Here is a 20,074-nt window from a genome sequence, read left to right as displayed (position 1 = left end):
CGACTGTCAGCGCATCAGGTTGCCGTCGCCTTCGGCATGCCCCGGGCCGCACGCATGGCCAGCAGCCAGTCGCACCACGCATCGAGACCGAGTCCGGTTCGTGCGCTCGTTTCGATCACTGTGGCGCGGGGATTCACGGCCCGCAGATTCGCATAGAAGAGTTGCGTGTCAAAGTCCAGGTGCGGGATCAAGTCCACCTTGTTCACCAGCACCACGTCGGCCGAGCGGAACATGACCGGATACTTCAGCGGCTTTTCCTCACCCTCGGTCACCGAGTACACCATCGCGCGGGCGTGCTCACCGACCTCGAATTCAGCGGGGCATACGAGGTTGCCGACGTTTTCGATGATCACGAGGTCCAGTTCCGACAGCGGCAGCCGTGGAACCGCAGACCGCACCATCGGGGCATCGAGGTGGCATTCGCCGCCGAATCCGTTGGCGGTGTTGATCAGCGCGACAGCCGCGCCGAAACCGTCGAGCCGGTCGGCATCGAGGCTGGTCTCGATGTCGCCTTCAATGACACCGATGCGCACCTGACCCTGCAGTCGACGCAGGGTCGCCTGCAGCACCGCTGTTTTCCCGGCTCCCGGGGAGGACATCAGGTTGACCGCAGCGACGCCGGCATTGTCGAAGTCGCGGCGGTTGGCGGCGGCGGTCTGGTCATTTTCCGCGAAGATCCGCTCGAGGACCACGATCCGCTCAGCTCCGGTTTGATAGCCGGAGTGATCACCGAGGGCGGCCGATCCTATGGCGTCACCGTGATCATGCTGAGGGCTGTGCGCGTGGCCGTGCTCGTGGCCATGATCATGATCATGGCCGTGTGGGAGGCCGTGCTCATGCTCGTGGTCGTGGTCATGGCCGTGCTCGTGGTCGTGGTCATGGTCATGCCTGTGGAATCGGCCCATGTCGTCACACCCCTGCCAGTTCGAGGGAAGTAATCAAAAATTCGTCACCTGCGAGCAATTCGACCGCGTGCTCCGTGGAGGTAGCGCAGTGCAGCAACGGCGCGGAGAGAACCTGCTCGCGACCGCAATCGCCGCAGCGGATTTTGGCTGACACCCGCTCGATCCGCAACTCGGTCCCGGCCAGTTCAGAGCCCTCGGTGACCAGTGACCAGCAATAGGCCAAGGTGTCGGGGACAATTTGTCGCAGCTGGCCGATCCGCACGTGCACGGTCCGGACCTGGCGGCCGACGGCGTGGTGTCGCACAATGGCCAGCATCGAGTTGCAGATCGAAAGCTCGTGCATCGTCAGCCTCCTGGATTCAGTCGACGACGATACCTCCTGGCCGCGTCACCGGCGCAGGGTTTCCGAGGGAGCTACTCCCCACCGCTTCCGGTACTCCGCGGCGAAGCTGCCAAGGTGATTGAATCCCCACCGGGTGGCTACTTCGGTGACCGTCACACCGTCGCCGGGCATCGCGTCGGCAAGCTCCTCGTGAACCCGCTCGAGCCGCCGGTCGCGCAGATACGTCATCGGGGAGAGGCCTAACTCGTCGCGAAAGCCCTGCTGGATCGATCGGATGCTCATGTGGACGTTGCGCGCGATCGATTCCATCGTGATGGGCTCCGCCAGGTGATTCTCGATGTAGTCGATTGCGGCCTGGACCACGCGGCGGCCGGGTTTTTTGGCCGGGCGAACAAGTTCGTCATGGTAGTTGGACGGCTGCACATGCAGCAGGCTGTTCATCAGCAGCTCCTCGATGCCGCTGATGCCGTGACCGGACTGCACCAGCGATCCGGTCTGATACACCTCCGTGTGCAGCAGTTGCACGGCCGCGTGCCAGCGGACCGCCACATCGGTCGTCAGGTCGAACTCGGGATGAAAGACCAGCGGCCGCGCTAGCCGCCGACCGCGCAGCCGGGTCAGATACTCGACCAGGGCCTGCTCCTCGATGCGGATCAGCAGCTGCGGGGAATCTTCCTCGAAATCCATGGAAAGCGGGGCTTTCGGGCTGGTCACCAACGCGCGGACGGTGTTCGCCACGAACTCGTGGCCATTGTGGCGGCATCGGGAGTACCCGTTCGTGGGCATGTGCACGCCGAAGTAGTGCCCGAGGGCGGGGACCTCGAACGTGGCGCGAATGCGCAAGTCCAGATACAGCATGCTGACGTTACGCAATCGAACACCGTGCATGGCGGCCGCGAACTCAGGCTGATTGTCCTTCAGGGTGATGCGCACCGGCGCCAGCACCTTGCCGATCAGCGAAGCCGCCTCGCGGACGTTTTCGGTGTAGAAGATCTCGCAGTCGGCCAAGGCGGGCGGAACCCCGCGGGAGCGAATCTTTCGGCGCACCGGGTTGCCGGTGCGCCGCGTGTCGATGAACCCCAGCCTTGTCAACCGGGACATCCGCGCCACCAACGACAAGCCATCATGCCCAGTTGAGATTTCGTTGAATATTTCGCGGCGATCATTCAATAGTCCTCGCTGTTTCACGCGCATCCGCGCGCATAAGTCTGCGCAATTCTGACAGCGATTGCGCGAAAGCGCTAGGCCGAACACTCACCCGCCGTTAACGTGTGTGACCACTGACACACAGGCGCAGGAGGATCGGGTGATCGCGGACACTTCGCTTATCGGGCCGTATGACATCGACGGCGTGGTAGCGCCGTCGCCGGGCGACGACCTGATCCAGCGGCTCGACGACCCGCGCATCGCATCGTCGCTGTCGGCGATCCTTGACCATGCCGATTTGCTGGCGACCATCATCGCCAGCCTCGACGGCCTGCTGAGGCGCGCCGAGGTGATCAGCGACTCGGTGGTGTGCGGTGTCGCCGAGTTGCGAGAGGCGACCGCATCGGCCAATGGGCAGCGGGCATGGCCCAGCGTGGACATCGCGGCGATCAGCGACAGCGTGACGCGCCTGTCATCGGCGTTCATCGCCTGCACCCCGGCGGTGGAACGGGTGCTGCGCTCCCCACTGGCCGATCCCCAAACCGCAGAGGTGCTCGCCCAGGTCGGCGAGGCCCTATCGGAGGGCCGGGAGGCCATCGCCGCGGACCCCCGTGGACCCAAGGGGGTCTTTGCGCTCATGCGCGCGATGAAAGACCCCGACGTGTCGCGTGGTCTCGGCTTCATGATTCACATCGCCCGAGCGTTCGGCCAGAAGCTGGCGCCGGAGGCGCCGAAGAGGCGTGCTCCCAAGCACTCCGCGGAATAACTGATCACACGAGATAACCGGATTTGCGCAATCACAACTCTTGAGAGGAGTTTTCATGGCGTCCGTGCTCTGGCTTCAAGGCGGCGCGTGCAGTGGCAACACGATGTCGTTTCTGAACGCCGACGAACCCAACGTCGTCGATCTGATCGTCGACTTCGGGCTGGACGTGCTTTGGCATCCGTCTTTGGGCCTGGAACTCGGTGATAACGCTCAAAAAATCTTCTGGGACTGCGCGCGAGGCGAGCGCCCCCTGGACATCTTCGTATTCGAGGGCACCGTGATCGAGGCGCCCAACGGCACCGGTCGGATGGACATGTTCGCCGACCGCCCGATGAAAGACTGGGTCAGCGACCTGTGCGCCGCGGCTCAGATCGTCGTGGCGATCGGTGACTGCGCGTGCTGGGGCGGGATCCCGGCAACCGAACCCAACCCGTCGGCATCGACCGGACTGCAGTTCCACAAGCGCAAAAAGGGTGGGTTCCTCGGGCCGGATTTCCGCTCGAAAATGGGCCTGCCGGTGATCAACATCCCGGGCTGTCCCGCGCACCCCGACTGGATCACCCAGATCATCGTCGCGCTGGCCACCGGCCGGGCCGGCGATATCACGCTCGACGAATTGCACCGGCCGGAGACATTTTTCAAGACCTTCACCCAAACCGGGTGCACTCGTGTGCAGTTCTTCGAATACAAGCAGTCCACGTTGTCGTTCGGCGAGGGCACCCGCACGGGCTGCCTGTTCTACGAGTTTGGTTGCCGCGGCCCGATGACCCACTCGCCGTGCAACCGGATCTTGTGGAATCGCCAGTCTTCCAAAACCCGCGCGGGCATGCCGTGCATCGGGTGCACCGAACCGGAATTCCCGCACTTCGACCTGGCCCCCGGCACGGTGTTCAAGACGCAGAAGGTCAGTGGCATGATCCCCAAGGAAGTCCCCGAAGGAAGCGACCACCTCACCTATATGGCGCACGCCGCCGCCGCGCGGATCGCAGCGCCGCAGTGGTCCAAAGAAGACATGTTCGTCGTCTAGCCCACGTCTAGCCCAGCCCCTACTTCCCGCACCGCCTGCGAAAGGACTTACCAGTGACCGCATTGGACTCGAGCACCAAATTAGACCTGTTCGTCAGCCCGCTCGGCCGCGTCGAGGGCGACCTCGACGTGCGGGTGACCATCGAGGACGGCGTCGTCACCTCGGCGTGGACCCAGGCCGCGATGTTCCGCGGTTTCGAGATCATCCTGCGTGGAAAAGATCCCCAGGCGGGCCTGGTGGTCACACCGCGGATCTGCGGCATCTGCGGCGGCAGCCACCTCTACAAGTCGGCCTATGCTCTAGACACCGCGTGGCGCACCCACGTCCCGCCCAATGCCACGCTGGTGCGTAACATCTGCCAGGCAGCTGAGACGTTGCAGTCGATTCCCCGCTATTTCTACGCGCTTTTCGCGATCGACCTCACCAACAAGAACTACGCGAAGTCCAAGCTCTACGCCGAATCGGTGCGCAGATTCGCGCCCTACGTGGGCACCAGTTACCAGCCGGGCGTGGTGCTGTCAGCGAAACCCGTTGAGGTGTATGCGATCTTCGGTGGGCAGTGGCCGCACTCCAGTTTCATGGTGCCCGGTGGGGTGATGTGCGCCCCCACCCTGGCCGATGTGACCCGGTCGATCTCCATTCTCGAACACTGGAAAGACGAGTGGCTGGAAAAACAGTGGCTGGGCTGCTCGGTAGACCGCTGGCTGGCCAACAAGACCTGGGACGACGTGCTGGCCTGGGTCGACGAGAACGAATCCCAGCACAACAGCGACTGCGGGTTTTTCATCCGCTACTGTCTTGACGTCGGGCTGGACAAATACGGCCAGGGCGTCGGCAACTACCTGGCGACCGGCACCTACTTCGAGCCGTCGCTGTATGAGAACCCCACCATCGAGGGCCGCAACGCCGCCCTGATCGGCCGCTCTGGGGTCTTTGCCGGCGGCAAGTGGCACGAGTTCGACCAGGCCCGGGTGCGTGAGGACGTCACCCACTCGTTCTACGAGGGCACCGGCGCGCTGCACCCGTTCGAGGGTGAGACCATCCCGGTGGATCCCGAAGAGGGCCGCAAGCAAGGCAAGTACAGCTGGGCCAAGGCGCCCCGCTATAACGTGCCAAAGCTGGGCCACATTCCGCTGGAGGCCGGCCCACTGGCCCGGCGGATCGCCGCCGGCGGGCCCAATGCCGCCCCGCACCAAGACGACGACCCGCTGTTCGTCGACATCTACAACAAGATCGGCCCGAGCGTGTTCGTGCGTCAATTGGCGCGCATGCATGAGGCGCCCAAGTACTACAGCTGGGTGCGGGAGTGGCTTGGCCGGCTCGAGCTCAAAGAAAGCTTCTACACCAAGCCCACCGAGCACGCCGAGGGCATGGGATTCGGCTCGACCGAGGCGGCCCGCGGGGCGCTGTCGGACTGGATCGTCATCGAGGACAGCAAGATCAAGAATTACCAAGTGGTCACGCCGACCGCGTGGAACATCGGTCCCCGCGATGGCACCGAGGCGCTGGGGCCGATCGAACGGGCAATGGTGGGATCCCCGATCATCGACCCGGAAGACCCGGTGGAGCTGGGGCACGTGGCGCGCAGCTTCGACTCTTGCCTGGTGTGCACGGTGCACGCCTACGACGGCAAGACCGGGCGTGAGCTGTCGCAGTTCGTGATCAACGGAATGGTGTGATTATCACGTCGAGTTCCTCGGACGAGGCCGCCCGGCCCGCCGCGTCAGACACACCAGTCCGGCCGCCGGGCTGCGGGGTTTTGATCATCGGCTGCGGCAACCTGTTACGCGGGGACGACGGGGTGGGGCCGGTCACGGTGCGCCACCTGTGGGAGCGTGGCATGCCCGACGGCGTCCGGCTGGTCGACGGGGGCACTGCCGGCATGGACGTCGCGTTCCAGATGCGTGGCGCGCAGCGGGTCGTCATCATCGACGCGTCGGTCACCGGCGCGGCGCCGGGCACGATCTATCGACTACCCGGCGACGAGCTGGCAGAACTCCCGCCGCTGCAGGGTCTGCACACCCATGCGTTTCGGTGGGACCACGCGATCGCGTTCGCCCGCTGGGCGTTGGCCGGTGAATGCCCAACCGATGTCACCGTGTTTCTCATCGAAGCCGGTGATGTCGCTTTCGGCGCCGAGCTCTCGGCGCCGGTAGCCGCCGCCATGGAGAAGGTGATGAACATGATCGAGGCCGTCTACGTCACTCCGCTGCGACCACCGAAGCCGACGTCGCCGAGCGAGCTGACGGTCGAATTCACCGCCGACGGCTATCTCCGGCTGGGCGCGGCGCTGTCGGCGGCACACTTTCCCGCCCACGTCGCCGCCGGCGCTCTTCGTGACGGACAACTGTGGTTGCTGCCGCTGCGCGGGCCGAGCAGCGGTGGGCTGCTGCTCAAACAACGCAACGCGGCGGGTGACCGGGCCGTGCTGGTGCGGGAAGTGCTCGGCGACAACATCCCCACCGGCGTGCGCCACGCCTACTGGGATGCCGCTCAGGGCGCACTGCGCATCCCGTTAGAGCAGCAGGCGTGATGATCGTGACCGAGGAGCCGCATACCGGCGGGCATCACCCGGCGCGTCGGGCGGCTAGCCCAGCCCCCGACGCTCTGGACGTGCAGACCGTGGTGGTCGAGGAGCGGGGCCGGTGGGCCGTGGACATCGTCGTCGTGTTCGCCGACGGCGTGCTGCGCAAACGGATTGAGACCTACTACTACACCCGGGCCCGCGCAGAGCTATCGGCCCGGCTGATCAAACGAGCCGCCGAACGTGACCTACGAGGACCACTGCATGGCTGAGGCAGACATCACCTCCACTTCGGCCGCGGCCTCGCCGAGCCCGCCGGTTCGGCCGCAGCCGCTGGGCTTGTTCCCGCTCCCGCTGGGCTACCTGCTGATCCCCGCCGGTGCAGACACCGAGGCGGTCCGCCGGGAGATGCTGGCCGGCCGGCTCCCCCAAACCTGGCCGCCGGCCCTGCACGCCCACGCGCTCGCCCTCGGCGGGCAGCGAGAGGCCGCGATCGCGGCGCTGAGGTCAGGCGCCGACGACCCAGTGACGCGGTACAACCGCTTCGTTCTCGACCCCGCCGGCGAAGATCCCGACAGCCTGCGTGGCGCTCTCGGCGAGTTCGCGGTCCTGGTGGACATCGTGCTGTTCATGCTCGGGCGGAGCGAGCTGCCACCCGAATGCGGCGCCGCAGATGGCGAATTGGCCGCGGCCGTGTTGGCGGCCCAGGCAACGCGCGCGCTCGACGACGGCGAGAGCGAGACCGCGATCGGGCTGCTCGATCGGGCGATCGAGGCTGCCCTCCCCGCCTGCGCACCGCTGGCCGGCGTCCTGCTCGGCGCCGCGGCGGCGATCTGCCGCGACACCGCCGACCCCAGCTGCGAGGCAAGGCTGCGCCGCGCGCTGCGGGCACTCGACGGCGCCGACGGCCTGCACACCGCCCGTGCCGAGATCCACCTATGCCTGGCCACCGTGCTGCACGAGCAGGCGCAGTCCAATCCGGCGCTGCTGGCAAAGGCGATCCCGCACTATCATTCGGCGCTGCAGCTGATCACCCGGGACGACGCGCCGCTGGTATGGGCGGCGGCGCATGCCGGGCTGGCGGCGGCGTATCTGACCATGCCGATGGTCGAGGCGTCCAGCCAGCTGCGACTGGGCGTGGCCGCGCAGTCGCTGCGATCGGCGCTGACCGTCTACACCCGCGACCAGCATCCGCGGGAATGGGCCAGCGTTCAGCTGAACCTGGCGAACTCCCTGGTGTACACGCCCTCGCGGCACCACGCCGACAACCTGGTCGAAGCGGTCGAACTATACGAGGGGGTGCTAGCAACCCGGGACCGCGCGACCGATCCGCTCGGCCGCGCCAGAGTGCTGGCCAATCAGGGCAACGTGCTGGCGCATCTGGGGGTGTTCGACGACGCCAAAGCCAAACTCTACGAAGCCCGGTTCTTGTTCGAAGAACTCGGCGACAACGAGTCGGTACGCGCTGTGCGCGGCGTGCTCGATGAAATCGCGCGCCAGACAATGCTTTCCAAAACGAACGGCAACGGGAGGGCATCATGACAACAGAGATAGCCGAAATGTCGCGGGCCCCAGCGACAACCCCGCCGGAACCCGGCTTCGAGGAGCTGGCCAAACGGGTCGATGACGCCATCGCCGCGGTGCGGCAGCTCGACCCGTCGTCACGTGCGGTCGCCGAAAACCTGAAAGCCGCGATCGAAGCCATTCACCGGGCGGGGCTGGTCACGATCGTGCGACGCCTGCGGGCCGATGACGCTGCCCGCGCGGTGTTGTTCGAGCTGGTGGACGACCCCGTGGTGCGCCTGCTGTTTTCGTTGCACGAGATCGTGCGGCCCGACCCGATGACGCAGGCCGGCCGGGTGCTGCAGTCGGTGCGCCCGCAGCTGCAGGGCCACGGCGGCGACGTGACCCTGGTGCGCATCGAGGACGGCACCGCGTACGTGCGGCTGCAGGGCGCCTGCAACGGCTGCTCGATGTCGTCGGTGACGCTGCGCAACATGGTGGAAACCGCACTGGTCGAGGGTGTCCCGGGGATCACCAGGGTGCAGGTGCTGCCGGATGAGCCGGAGCCCACGCTGGTCCCGGTGAGTGCGCTGTTCGCCACTCGCCACCCGGCCGAAGACGGCTGGGTCGACGCGGGCGCGGCGACAGAGATCCCCGAGGGAGATCTCGCCGCGGTGTCGTTGACCACTCCGGTGTCCGGGAGGCAGATCTCGGTTCTCGTGGTCAACATCGACGGCAGGCTGACCGCCTACGTCAACGAATGTGCCCACCAGGCGATGCCGTTGGACAACGCGGTGCTCGACGTCGACAACGGCACCCTGACCTGCCCGTGGCATGGCTTCTGCTACGACGCCGCGTCCGGCGAATGCCTCAGCGCACCCGAGGCGCAGCTCGAGCAGCTACCCCTGCGCGTCGACGGCGGCCGATTGTGGATACGGGTGGGCGCGTGACGTCGCTGACCGCTCGGATCACCCCCACAGAACCGGTGTCGGGAACCGCCGGCGCTGCGGGCGCGGATCTATGCGGCGGCTGGTCGCCGCTGGTGTGGCTGGGCGCCCCCGCCCCCGGCGGGCTGGCGCTGCCGGCCGCCACACCATCCATGGCGTGGCTGTATTCCCCGCGCGGCGTTTTCATCGACGAACGCCGCCTGGTGGTTGCCGACTCGGGCAACCACCGGGTGCTCATCTGGCATGAGCTGCCGACAGCAGACGAGCAGCCCGCCGACGTCGTGCTCGGCCAGCCCGATGGCGCCACGGAGGGCCGTGCCGCCGCGGGCCGCGGTCCCGAGAACGGGATGAACCTGCCCACCGGAGTGCTCGTGCACGACGGGCGCCTGCTCGTCGCCGACGCGTGGCATCACCGCATCTTGATCTGGAACGACATCCCTCAAACCAGCTCCACCCCGCCCGACCTTGTTCTTGGTCAACCGGACACCGGGACGGTCGAGCCCAACGCGGGCGCTGCCTGCTCGGCGTCCTCGCTGTACTGGCCTTTCGGAATCGCCGTCGTGGCCTCCCGGTTCTGGGTCGCCGACACCGGTAACCGGCGGGTTCTCGGCTGGGACGGCGGGATTCCGGAGCCGGGACGGCCGGCGGACATCGTTCTCGGTCAGCCCGACCCGGCCAGCCGCGGGGAAAACCGCGGCGATCAGGTGGGCCCGGCCAGCTTCCGGTGGCCGCACGACATCGCCGGCCGAAACGACCTGCTGCTGGTCGCCGACGCCGGCAACCACCGGGTGCTGGGCTGGTCCCCGCCTCCGGCCCACGACCGTGATGCCGATCTGCTGATCGGCCAGCCCGACTTCGCCACCGCGCGGGAATGGCCCTACGGCCCGCAGTGCGGGAACCGGTTTCGCTTCCCCTACGCGCTGAGCCTGGACACCCAAGGTGACGTCGATCGGCTGGCGGTGGCGGACACCGCCAACAACCGGATCCTGTTGTGGGACGGCGTCCCGCTCGACGGGCGCGGCGCCGATTTCGTGCTGGCGCAGCCGAATTTCGGCGCCAACGGCGAAAACCGCTGGAGTCGCGTCACCTCCGACACATTGTGCTGGCCCTATGGGCTGTGGTTGCGGGGCGATCGGCTGGCGGTGGCCGACTCCGGCAACAATCGGGTGGTTATCTGGGGGCGCGGGCCCTCCCGGGAGTGCGCTGCGCGGCACCACGATGGCTGACTTCCCGATGTGGCAGCGCTGGACCCCGGCCGGGTCGACCCGCAGCGCCGCGGAGCCACCGGCCGCCGGGCGGTGGGCGTTCTGCCACGCACCGAAGCCGACGAAAGGATAGGGATCACGCGATGTGTTTAGCCATACCGGGCAGGATCACCGAGATCTGGGATGCCGCCGACGGCGGGCGGTTCGCCAAGGTCCGGTTTCCCGGCGAGGTGAGGACCGCCTGTCTGGCGTACCTTCCGGACCTTCAGGTCGGCGACTACACCATCGTGCACGCCGGGTTCGCCCTGACTCGCATCGACGAGACCGCGGCGCTGCAAACACTGGTCACCATGCGTGAGTATGGTGTGTTTGGTGATCGGCCGACGGCATGAGGGCGCCCGTGCGGATCGAAGAGGGCCCGTCCGCTGATTTCGCCTGCGCGCCCCTGGCTTTGGCGCCATGATGTTTCGGTGGTGCGACGGGGTGGTCGACGGCGCGGCCGCGATACCCGCGGCGCTTTGCAGTGCTCGCGCATCCGGTGACTGTTGGCAAGGGCGCGTTACCGGCGCAGTGAACGCTCCGGATTTAGGCACGGTCTGCCTCGAGCGCCCCGGCCTCTCGAGCCGAACGGCCGCGCGCACGGGCGCGGCGCGGGTTCCAGACGGTGATGGGCACCCGCCACCGGCGGCTGTGGGTGGGCCGGCCGCATCGGTTCAGACCAGGGCCGGCGAGAGTGCGTGCTCTGGCGGCGGTTCGTTTGGCACCGGCACCGGCATCGATGCGCGTGGTGTGGGCGGGTTCGCAGGGTGCGCATCGCATGAGGCGGCGCCGGCACTGCCGGCGCTGCCGGCGCCTCAACCAGGGGCGAGTGTTGACGATGGATAAGGCGATCGGCCACTACAAGGCGTCGGGCCCGGGATTCGATGAGAGTCAGGTGATCGAGCGGATCGAGTCGTTTCGCCGGCGCCGTCCGCGCCTGCTTGATGAGCATGTGACCTTGGCGCACGGTGCTGGTGGCAAGGCTTCGGCGGCTTTGGTGGATGCGGTGTTTGTGGAGGCGTTTCGTAACCCGCTGCTGGAGTCGCTGGGTGATAGCGCGGTCCTGGGGTTGCCGAGTGGTGAGCGCGTGGCGATCTCCACTGATTCATTTGTGGTGCAGCCCAGGTGGTTTCCGGGCGGTTCGATCGGCGAGTTGGCCGTGTGTGGCACGGCCAACGACCTCGCGGTGGCCGGGGCGGTGCCGCAGTGGATCTCGGCGGCGTTTGTGCTCGAGGAGGGTTTTGCGATCGCGGAGCTGAAAGACATCGTGGCCGACATGGCGGCGGCGGCCGCGCAAACCGGTGTGCAGATCGTCACCGGGGACACCAAGGTGGTTCCTAGGGGCGCGGCCGATGGGGTGTTTATCACCACCACGGGCGCCGGTGTTATTCCCGAGGGTCGGCGGCTGTCCGCGGGGTCGGTGCGCGCGGGTGATAAGGTGCTGCTCTCCGGGTCGATGGGTGATCACGGGATGGCGGTGATGCTGGCCCGCGGGGATTTGGCTTTGGAGGCCGATATCCGCTCTGATACCGCCTCGGTGAGCCCGCTGGTGGAGTTGCTGCTGGCGGCGGCGCCGTCGACGCGCTGGCTGCGTGACCCCACCCGTGGGGGGGTGGGCACGGTGTGCAATGAGCTGGCGCGGGCGTGCGGCTTGGGGGTGGTGCTCGAGGAGGAGCGCTTGCCGGTGCGCCCGATGGTCGCCGGCGCGTGTGAGCTGCTGGGTATCGACCCGCTGTATGTCGCCAACGAGGGCAAGGTCCTGGCGGTGGTGGCGCCGGGGGAGGCCGAAGCCGCGCTGGGGGCGTTGCGCTCGCATCCGCTGGGCGCGGATGCGGCCGAGATCGGGCAGATCGTCGCAGAGCCCGCGGACACCGTGGTGGTGCGCACCGGGTTTGGGGGTACCCGCATCGTGGACATGCTCGTTGGTGACCCGCTGCCGCGGATCTGTTGAGAGGACGTGACGCGCATGTGTTTGGGGATTCCGGGGCGGATCGTGCAGATCAGCGATCCGGAAAACTATTTGGCGACGGTGGATGTCAGTGGTGTGCGGCGCACGATTAGCGTGCGGCTGCTGGAAGGCGACATGCCCCAACCCGACGACTGGGTGCTGGTGCATGTCGGCTTCGCGATGGCCAAGATCGACGAGACCGAGGCGTTGCTCACGCTGGCGGCGGTCCAAAAGCTCGGGGATGCCTATAGCTCCGAGGTGGCGGCCTTTGACTCCTCGGCGATCGTGTAGCCGGGAAGGGGCAGATATGAAATTCGTTGACGAGTTCCGGGATCCGGCGGCGGCGCGCAAACTGCTGGTGGCCATCGAGCATTTGGCCGGCGATGGGGGTGAGCGTTTCAAGTTCATGGAGGTGTGCGGCGGGCACACCCACACCATCTACCGGCACGGCATCGAGCATCTGCTGCCCGAGAACGTGGAGCTGGTGCACGGCCCGGGTTGCCCGGTGTGCGTGATCCCGATGGGCCGCATCGATGACGCCATGTGGCTGGCCGGGCAACCCGGCATGGTCTTCACCTGCTTCGGCGACATGATGCGGGTACCCGGCTCCACCGGGAACCTGCTGGACGCCAAGGCCCGCGGCGCCGATGTGCGGTTTGTCTACTCGCCGCTGGACGCGCTGAAGATCGCGCTGGATAACCCGGGCAAGCAGGTGGTGTTTTTCGCGGTCGGTTTCGAGACCACCGCGCCGTCGACCGCGGTGACGCTGGTGCGGGCCCGTGAGCTGGGTGTGACCAATTTCAGCGTGTTTTGCAACCACGTCACGATCATTCCGCCGATCAAGGCCATCCTGGATTCACCGGATTTGCGGCTGTCGGGGTTTATCGGGCCCGGGCATGTCTCCACGGTGGTCGGTGTGCGACCGTATCGGTTCGTGCCCGAGGTCTACGGAAAGCCGCTGGTGGTGTCCGGCTTTGAGCCGCTGGACATCCTGGCGTCGGTGGCGATGCTGCTGCGCCAGATCCGCGAGGGCCGCTGCCAGGTGGAAAACCAGTACCAGCGGGTGGTGCCCGAAAACGGCAACCCGGCGGCGCTGGCGCTGATGGGCACGGTGTTTGCGCTGCGCCCGCACTTCGAATGGCGGGGATTGGGGTTTATTTCGCAAAGCGCGCTGCGCCTGCGTGACGACTTCGCCGGCTTTGACGCCGAGCTGCGTTACCAGATGCCCGGTGTGCGGGTCGCCGACCCGAAGGCCTGCCAGTGCGGTGAGGTGCTCAAGGGTGTCCTCAAGCCTTGGGAATGCAAGGTTTTCGGAACCGCATGCACCCCGGAGACCCCGATCGGCACGTGCATGGTCTCACCGGAGGGCGCTTGCGCGGCCTACTACAACTTCGGCCGGATGCACCGCGACGCCGCCAAGCTGGTGGGATCACCAAGGCGGGCGTGACGGTGGCGGCGCCGACCGTGGACCGGTGGGCTAGCCGGGGGGCGGAGATGTTCGCCCGCTACGCCTATGCCCCCAACGCGCTGGGCTATTGCGGCCCGCCGCTGGGGGCGACGTTGCGCGACGGGTCGGTCCAAGACGTGCGAAGCGCGGCGGCGAGGTTTTCCGGCGCCTGGCCCTACCTGCAGGTGCTTTCCCGCATGACCGGTATCGCCGACCCGCTGGACTACCGGCTCGTCGAGTCCTACTGGCTCGGCGGGGGCGTCGGGGCGAGCCTCGACCGGCGCGCGTTTACCGCCGAGTTGCTCGCCATCATCGGCCCCCAGGCCGGCCACTACTGGGCGCATCTGACCCCCGAGCTGGCATGCGAGGCGGCCGCCAACCACTGCTTTCACGTCTTCGGGGTCTATCCCTGGACCAGGCTGCTGGGCCGCGGCATCGACGAGCACCCACTCAACGTGCTCGACAACTGCCGAATCACCTGGGGAAAGGTGCTGTCTGTCGACGCTACGACCGTTACGGTCCATTCTCGCCGATTATCCTGGAACGGCAGCGAACTAGGGTTGACGGCACCGATCGCCCGTGACATCGGGATCGGCGGCGACGACGACAGCGGTCTGCCTCGCCTGGCCCCCCGTCAACATGTCGCCATACACTGGGGCAGGATATGCGATGTCCTTACGCCCCAGCAGGTTGACAAGCTGGCACAGAGCACACACCGTCAGATCCGGGTCACCAACCGGCGCCTGGCAAGGCAGCGACCGTGAGACCCCGAATCGTTCAGCGTGACGGCCAGATCGGCTTCTACTGGGTGACACCGGACAACAAGCCCACCTCGTTGCCGAAGCTGGTCCTGGACGATGACGAGCCGGATCGGCTGGTGGCCACCCATCTTGAGGCCCTTGATGACGCATTGATCATCGCCGCCGCACGGTTCGGGGAATTGCTCGGCGGTGGTAAACATCCGGACGACCACGAACGTGAAGCACTAATTATCCTGTATCGCAGGCTTGATCACCTCTGTCGTGACTTTGCGCGAGCGCTCGAATCGACTGAAATAGCCGCCGATCTGCGGGCGGGGCAAATTATCGGCACGGCAGCACTGTTCTCGATCCGCGCTCGCCAGCCCCTGGGCCTTCTCGGCCCGGCCCCTTTGGACGGCCAGCTCGACGACCCGGAGATCGGAATCGCCAGCGGATTCGCGCGGATGCGTTACAGTGACCCAGCGCACCCATGGAAGGGCGGCCGATGGGTTTTAGAATGCGAGTCAGGACAACGCTTTCCGCTCACATTGTCGATGATTCTTTTCGACAGTTCCGGCGTCAACAAGGATGCCGCCCGCCGCGAGCACCGCGAGGCTATCGAATCCTGCATCGCCGCGGCAACTGCGCCCGACGTTGACAACGTTGTGTTGGCCTCTGCCCTGGACTGGCTGCTCTACGACTGGCTGATGGCCCACCGCGAAGACCCCGACAGCGCAGCGATTCGGATCCCAAAAGGCCACGCTTCGGACGCGGCGCTGATCGTTGCCGCAGCGGCCGCATCGGTCAACGCTCGATCGCAATTCGACCCGGGCCTGGCCGAGCCGGCGCGAGAAGATCTCTAAGCACGTTTTCCGGTCTCGGCCGTTGCCGGCATCGGCGCTCAAAGTGGATACAATTCCGGCACATTGACCACAATGGCCTCCTGGGTGCTGCGCGCGATCACCACCTCCGCGGGCATCGTGGGGTCGGGGTTCTCTTCCCGGTGCGGCAGGTACGGCGGGACGAAGATGTAATCCCCGGGCCGGGCCGAGATGCGAACCTCGTCGGTGCCGTCGTGAAACACAAACTCCGGGTGACCGCTTCGCACGTAGATCGCCGTCTCCGAGTCGCCATGGTGATGGTTGGCCGACACCGTGTTCGGGGCGACATGCGTCTCGCCCATCCACAGCTTCCGCGCGCCCACGGAGCGACCGCTGAGAGCGGCGAAACGCCGCATGCCGTCGCTTTGCGCCGTATCAGAATCGATCTCCGACGCCTTGACGTGATGCACACGGGGACGATTGCCCGCGGCATGCGCTGCGTCGAAGTCGAGGTGGAATCCGTCTTGGGTTCCCATGGACACTCCTAAAGATCAGGCTACGGTGTGACAACTAGTTCTTTATAAATCGGCGCTTCGCATGGTGTCTGTATGGTAGGTGCTCCTATTTTTAGGTGACGTTGTCGGAGTATGCGGCCCGGAACGGGATCAAATAGCGTGCTGCCTGGAACCGCTAGAGGGCGGGCAAGATTGCGGGCGCGTGCCTCGATGACTCGGGGCATGTGGTGGTGCCTGACCGGCAGCACGCCCTGGTCGGGAAAGCCGCTGTGTATGCCCGGGTTTCCACCCATAAGCAGCGCGAGGATCTGGCTCGTCAGGCGCAGCGGATGACCGCGTTCGCGAATGCGGCGGGATTGTCGGTGGTGGCTGTTATCAAGGAAGTCGCGTGCGGGGTGAATGACACCTGGCCGAAGGTGACTGCGGGCGCCTCGCCCCCGTCGTCGATCACCGCCGCCAGGAAGATGGCAGCGGAAGTCAGGGGCACCAGGATGGGTTGCGGTCGCGCGGGGGACACAACCACGACCCTAGCGTTCCCGCGCCCGCCGCGGTGCTAAACATGGGTGCATGGCGGCCACGGCATCGGGCCTGTGTGAATTCATCGACGCATCCCCGTCGCCGTTTCATGTCTGCGCCACCGTGGCCGGCCGGCTGCGCGCGGCCGGGTACACCGAGCTCGATGAGGTAGAGCGCTGGCCCGACCGGCGGGGCCGATTTTTCACCGTGCGTGCCGGCTCGCTGGTGGCCTGGAACACCGATGGCCCGGACGGTCCCTTCCGCATCGTCGGCGCTCACACCGATAGCCCCAATTTGCGACTCAAACAGCATCACGACCGCCAGGTCGCGGGTTGGCAGGTGGTGGCGCTGGCGCCTTACGGGGCGGCCTGGCTGAGCTCCTGGCTGGACCGCGATCTGGGGGTCAGCGGACGGGTGTCGGTGCGCGACGGCGACCGGATAGCCCACCGGCTCGTCCGGATAGACGACCCGATCCTGCGGGTGCCGCAGCTGGCCATCCACCTGGCCGAGGACCGCAACTCCCTCACCCTGGATCCGCAACGCCACGTCAACGCCGTGTGGGGAGTCGGCGAGGACAACCGCCCGTTTCTTCGCTATGTCGCCAAGCGCGCCGGCGTCCACGCCGATGACGTGCTCGGCTCCGACCTGATGACCCACGACCTGGCCCCGTCGGCGGTGATCGGCGGCGACGCCAGCCTGGTGAGCGCGCCTCGGCTTGATAACCAGGCCAGCTGCTATGCGGGGCTGGAGGCGCTGCTGGCGGCCCAGCCGCGCGGCTACCTGCCGGTGCTGGCCCTCTTCGACCACGAGGAGGTCGGCTCCATCTCTGCCCACGGCGCGCAGTCCAACCTGCTGATCAGCGTGCTGGAACGGATCGTGGTGGCCGCCGGGGGCTCTCGGGAGGATTTCTTGCGACGGCTGCCGGGATCGATGCTGGCCTCGGCCGATATGGCGCACGCCACCCACCCCAACTACCCGGAGCGCCACGAGCCCGGTCACCTCATCGAGGTGAACGCGGGCCCGGTGCTCAAGGTGCAGCCCAACCTGCGCTACGCCACCGATAGCCGCACGGCCGCCGCGTTCGCGCTGGCCTGCCGCCAGGCCGGCGTCCCGTTGCAGCGTTACGAACACCGCGCCGATCTGCCCTGCGGCACGACCATCGGCCCGATCACCTCGGCGCGGACTGGCATCCCGACCGTCGATGTCGGCGCCCCGCAGCTGGCGATGCACTCGGCGCGGGAACTGATGGGCGCCCACGACGTCGGGGCCTACGCGGCGGCGCTGCAGGCGTTTTTGTCGCCCGGCTGACACGCGCGCGCCGGGCCTGCGCCGACGCGGAATCTAGACTGTCTGTGTGACGTCCGGGCTCACCCACGCGGTCGATACCGTAGAGCGGGCCGCGGCGACGCCCGAGCATCCGCAGCCGTTTCGCGAGCTGGGCCTCAAAGACGACGAATACCAGCGCATCCACGAACTCCTGGGTCGCCGGCCCACCGACGCCGAGCTGGCCATGTACGCGGTGATGTGGAGCGAGCACTGCTCCTACAAGTCCTCGAAAGCGCATCTGCGCTACTTTGCCGACACCACCACCGAGGAGATGCGCGCCGGCATGCTGGCCGGCATCGGGCAAAACGCGGGCGTGGTGGACATCGGCGATGGCTGGGCGGTCACCTTTAAGGTGGAGTCGCACAACCACCCCTCCTATGTCGAGCCCTATCAGGGCGCAGCCACCGGCGTGGGCGGCATCGTGCGCGACATCATGGCCATGGGCGCCCGGCCGGTCGCCGTGATGGATCAGCTTCGCTTTGGCGCCGCCGACGCTCCGGATACCCGCCGGGTGTTCGACGGTGTGGTGCGCGGCATCGGCGGTTATGGCAACTCGCTGGGCCTGCCCAACATCGGCGGCGAAACGGTTTTCGATGCCAGTTACGCCGGCAACCCATTGGTCAACGCGTTGTGCGTCGGGGTGCTCCGCAAAGAGGATTTGCGCCTGGCGTTCGCCTCCGGCGCCGGAAACAAGATCATCCTGTTCGGGGCGCGCACCGGCCTGGACGGTATCGGCGGGGTGTCGGTGCTGGCGTCGGACACCTTCGACGACCACGAGGACGGACCCGGGACGGGATCGGCGCTCGATCCCGCAGCCGGGTCCCGCAAAAAGCTGCCGTCGGTGCAAGTCGGCGACCCGTTTATGGAAAAAGTGCTGATCGAGTGCTGCCTGGAGCTCTACGCCGCGGGTCTGGTGATCGGCATCCAAGATCTCGGTGGTGCCGGATTAGCCTGTGCCACATCAGAACTTGCCTCAGCAGGGGACGGCGGGATGACCATCGAGCTGGACCGCGTCCCGCTGCGGACCAACGGCATGACGCCCGCGGAGGTGCTGTGCAGCGAGTCGCAGGAGCGGATGTGCGCGGTGGTCGCGCCCGAGAACGTGGACGCCTTTCTGGCGGTATGCCGCAAATGGGAGGTACCGGCCAGCGTCATCGGCGAGGTCACCGACGGTGAGCGATTGCGAATCACCTGGCACGGCCAGACGGTGGTGGACGTGCCGCCGCGCACCGTGGCTCATGAGGGCCCGGTGTATCAGCGCCCGGTTATCCGCCCCGCATCGCAGGACGCCCTGAATGCCGACCGCTCGACGAGGCTGCCCAGGCCGGCAACGGGAGCTGAGCTGCGGGCGACTTTACTTGCCCTGCTGGGCAGCCCGCACCTGTGTAGCCGCGCGTTCATCACCGAGCAGTATGATCGCTACGTCCGCGGCAACACCGTGCTCGCCGCGCACGCCGATAGCGGCATGCTACGCGTGGACGAGTCCACCGGCCGCGGTATCGCGGTGTCCACCGACGGGTCCGGTCGCTACACGGCCCTGGATCCGTACACCGGCGCCCAACTCGCGCTGGCCGAGGCCTACCGCAACGTCGCCGTCACCGGCGCCACCCCGGTCGCGGTGACCAACTGCCTCAACTTCGGCTCTCCGGAAGATCCGGGGGTGATGTGGCAGTTCGCCCAGGCGGTACGCGGCCTGGCCGATGGCTGTGCGGCGCTGGGCATTCCGGTGACCGGGGGCAACGTCAGCTTCTACAATCAAACCGGCTCGACGGCGATCCTGCCCACCCCGGTGGTCGGCGTCCTGGGTGTCATCGCGGATGTGAGCCGACGTCTGGCGATGTCCTTCGGCGGCCAACCGGGGGAGACGCTGATCCTGCTGGGCGACACCCGCGACGAATTCGACGGCTCGGTGTGGGCGCAGGTGACCGCGGATCATCTTGGAGGCCTGCCGCCCGCCGTTGATTTCGCCCGCGAGCGGCTGCTGGCCGATGTGCTGTCCGCCGCGTCGCGCGAGGGGCTGGTGTCCGCCGCGCATGACCTCTCCGAGGGCGGGCTCGCCCAGGCCATCGTGGAATCGGCGCTCGCCGGTAAAACTGGCTGCCATATCGTGCTGCCCGAGGACGCTGACCCATTCGTCATGCTGTTCTCCGAATCGGCCGGCCGGGTGCTGGTGGCCGTGCCGCGCAGCGAGGAGAACCGGTTCCGATCGATGTGCGAGGAAAAAGGATTGCCGGCCACCACAATCGGTGTCGTCGACCGGGAGTCAGACGCCGTCGAGGTCCGGGGCTTGTTCACCGTGTCCCTGGCGGAGCTGCGCAGCACCGCGGAGGCGGTGCTGCCGCGACTGTTCGGGTGA

At 67.0% G+C, this 20,074-nt stretch carries 21 protein-coding genes; 17 read left to right on the top strand and 4 right to left on the bottom strand.

Features of this window, described 5'->3' with window-relative positions; genetic code table 11:
* Positions 1-14: 14 nt before the first annotated feature.
* The 3 genes from hypB to MSM1_RS04250 are packed head-to-tail and all read right to left on the bottom strand — an operon-like array spanning position 15 to position 2,349.
* A complete protein-coding gene (gene hypB / locus MSM1_RS04260; RefSeq protein ID WP_213440327.1) occupies positions 15-905 on the bottom strand; it encodes a hydrogenase nickel incorporation protein HypB in 891 nt (296 codons plus the stop codon).
* A gap of 4 nt (positions 906-909) precedes the next feature.
* A complete protein-coding gene (locus MSM1_RS04255) occupies positions 910-1,248 on the bottom strand; it encodes a hydrogenase maturation nickel metallochaperone HypA (RefSeq protein WP_213440325.1) in 339 nt (112 codons plus the stop codon).
* Positions 1,249-1,293: 45 nt separating this feature from the next.
* Positions 1,294-2,349 (bottom strand): AraC family transcriptional regulator, encoded by a 1,056-nt coding sequence (locus tag MSM1_RS04250; RefSeq protein WP_213440324.1) that lies wholly within the window; start codon positions 2,347-2,349, stop codon positions 1,294-1,296.
* A 172-nt stretch (positions 2,350-2,521) separates the two neighbouring features.
* Here MSM1_RS04250 and MSM1_RS04245 point away from each other — a divergent pair, with 172 nt between their 5' ends.
* From MSM1_RS04245 to MSM1_RS04180, 14 genes are all read left to right on the top strand, one after another.
* On the top strand, positions 2,522-3,160 hold the full coding sequence (locus MSM1_RS04245; RefSeq protein WP_307857279.1) for a DUF1641 domain-containing protein: 639 nt from the start codon (positions 2,522-2,524) through the stop codon (positions 3,158-3,160).
* Positions 3,161-3,215: 55 nt separating this feature from the next.
* Positions 3,216-4,187, top strand: coding sequence for a hydrogenase (locus MSM1_RS04240; protein ID WP_213440323.1), 972 nt, complete (start codon positions 3,216-3,218; stop codon positions 4,185-4,187).
* Positions 4,188-4,240: 53 nt separating this feature from the next.
* Positions 4,241-5,866, top strand: coding sequence for a nickel-dependent hydrogenase large subunit (locus MSM1_RS04235; RefSeq protein ID WP_307857278.1), 1,626 nt, complete (start codon positions 4,241-4,243; stop codon positions 5,864-5,866).
* Positions 5,863-6,720: a hydrogenase maturation protease gene (locus MSM1_RS04230; RefSeq protein ID WP_307857277.1), complete on the top strand. Its 858-nt coding sequence runs from the start codon at positions 5,863-5,865 to the stop codon at positions 6,718-6,720. The genes MSM1_RS04235 and MSM1_RS04230 overlap by 4 nt, the downstream gene beginning before the upstream one ends.
* Entirely contained in the window at positions 6,717-6,983 is a 267-nt protein-coding gene (locus MSM1_RS04225; RefSeq protein ID WP_307857276.1) for a hypothetical protein, read from the top strand. The genes MSM1_RS04230 and MSM1_RS04225 overlap by 4 nt, the downstream gene beginning before the upstream one ends.
* Positions 6,976-8,253, top strand: a complete 1,278-nt coding sequence (locus MSM1_RS04220; protein ID WP_213440321.1) for a hypothetical protein — start codon at positions 6,976-6,978, stop codon at positions 8,251-8,253. The genes MSM1_RS04225 and MSM1_RS04220 overlap by 8 nt, the downstream gene beginning before the upstream one ends.
* Positions 8,250-9,164, top strand: coding sequence for a NifU family protein (locus tag MSM1_RS04215; protein WP_213440320.1), 915 nt, complete (start codon positions 8,250-8,252; stop codon positions 9,162-9,164). Before MSM1_RS04220 ends, MSM1_RS04215 begins: the two co-directional genes overlap by 4 nt.
* Positions 9,161-10,387, top strand: a complete 1,227-nt coding sequence (locus MSM1_RS04210; protein WP_307857275.1) for an NHL repeat-containing protein — start codon at positions 9,161-9,163, stop codon at positions 10,385-10,387. Before MSM1_RS04215 ends, MSM1_RS04210 begins: the two co-directional genes overlap by 4 nt.
* Before the next feature lie 122 nt (positions 10,388-10,509).
* Positions 10,510-10,758, top strand: a complete 249-nt coding sequence (locus tag MSM1_RS04205) for a HypC/HybG/HupF family hydrogenase formation chaperone (RefSeq protein ID WP_213440318.1) — start codon at positions 10,510-10,512, stop codon at positions 10,756-10,758.
* 485 nt (positions 10,759-11,243) lie between these two features.
* On the top strand, positions 11,244-12,356 hold the full coding sequence (hypE, locus tag MSM1_RS04200; RefSeq protein WP_213441392.1) for a hydrogenase expression/formation protein HypE: 1,113 nt from the start codon (positions 11,244-11,246) through the stop codon (positions 12,354-12,356).
* Positions 12,357-12,371: 15 nt separating this feature from the next.
* Complete coding sequence (locus MSM1_RS04195; protein WP_213441224.1) at positions 12,372-12,644, top strand: HypC/HybG/HupF family hydrogenase formation chaperone; 273 nt, start codon at positions 12,372-12,374, stop codon at positions 12,642-12,644.
* 16 nt (positions 12,645-12,660) lie between these two features.
* A complete protein-coding gene (hypD, locus tag MSM1_RS04190; RefSeq protein ID WP_213440316.1) occupies positions 12,661-13,800 on the top strand; it encodes a hydrogenase formation protein HypD in 1,140 nt (379 codons plus the stop codon).
* A 47-nt stretch (positions 13,801-13,847) separates the two neighbouring features.
* Positions 13,848-14,564 carry a DUF6390 family protein gene (locus MSM1_RS04185; protein WP_213441390.1) on the top strand — a complete coding sequence of 239 codons (717 nt, stop codon included), beginning with the start codon at positions 13,848-13,850 and terminating at the stop codon, positions 14,562-14,564.
* Complete coding sequence (locus tag MSM1_RS04180) at positions 14,561-15,403, top strand: hypothetical protein (RefSeq protein WP_213440314.1); 843 nt, start codon at positions 14,561-14,563, stop codon at positions 15,401-15,403. The genes MSM1_RS04185 and MSM1_RS04180 overlap by 4 nt, the downstream gene beginning before the upstream one ends.
* A 38-nt stretch (positions 15,404-15,441) precedes the next feature.
* On the opposite strand, the gene MSM1_RS04175 is transcribed toward MSM1_RS04180, so the two are convergent.
* The gene (locus MSM1_RS04175; RefSeq protein WP_213440312.1) at positions 15,442-15,897 is read right to left on the bottom strand and encodes a cupin domain-containing protein; all 456 of its coding nucleotides are present in this window, start codon (positions 15,895-15,897) and stop codon (positions 15,442-15,444) included.
* A gap of 203 nt (positions 15,898-16,100) precedes the next feature.
* Here MSM1_RS04175 and MSM1_RS22870 point away from each other — a divergent pair, with 203 nt between their 5' ends.
* Genes MSM1_RS22870 through purL form a run of 3 tightly spaced genes read left to right on the top strand, consistent with a single transcriptional unit; the run spans position 16,101 to position 20,074 of the window.
* Complete coding sequence (locus MSM1_RS22870) at positions 16,101-16,433, top strand: recombinase family protein (protein WP_374101654.1); 333 nt, start codon at positions 16,101-16,103, stop codon at positions 16,431-16,433.
* Between the two features lie 10 nt (positions 16,434-16,443).
* Positions 16,444-17,700: a M18 family aminopeptidase gene (locus MSM1_RS04160; protein WP_213440310.1), complete on the top strand. Its 1,257-nt coding sequence runs from the start codon at positions 16,444-16,446 to the stop codon at positions 17,698-17,700.
* A gap of 46 nt (positions 17,701-17,746) precedes the next feature.
* Complete coding sequence (gene purL / locus MSM1_RS04155; RefSeq protein WP_213440309.1) at positions 17,747-20,074, top strand: phosphoribosylformylglycinamidine synthase subunit PurL; 2,328 nt, start codon at positions 17,747-17,749, stop codon at positions 20,072-20,074.

The sequence above is a fragment of the Mycobacterium sp. SM1 genome (genome assembly GCF_018361265.1).
Classification (GTDB): domain Bacteria; phylum Actinomycetota; class Actinomycetes; order Mycobacteriales; family Mycobacteriaceae; genus Mycobacterium.
The sequence above is the reverse complement of the archived record's forward strand: the minus strand, read 5'-3'. Positions and strand labels throughout refer to the sequence as shown.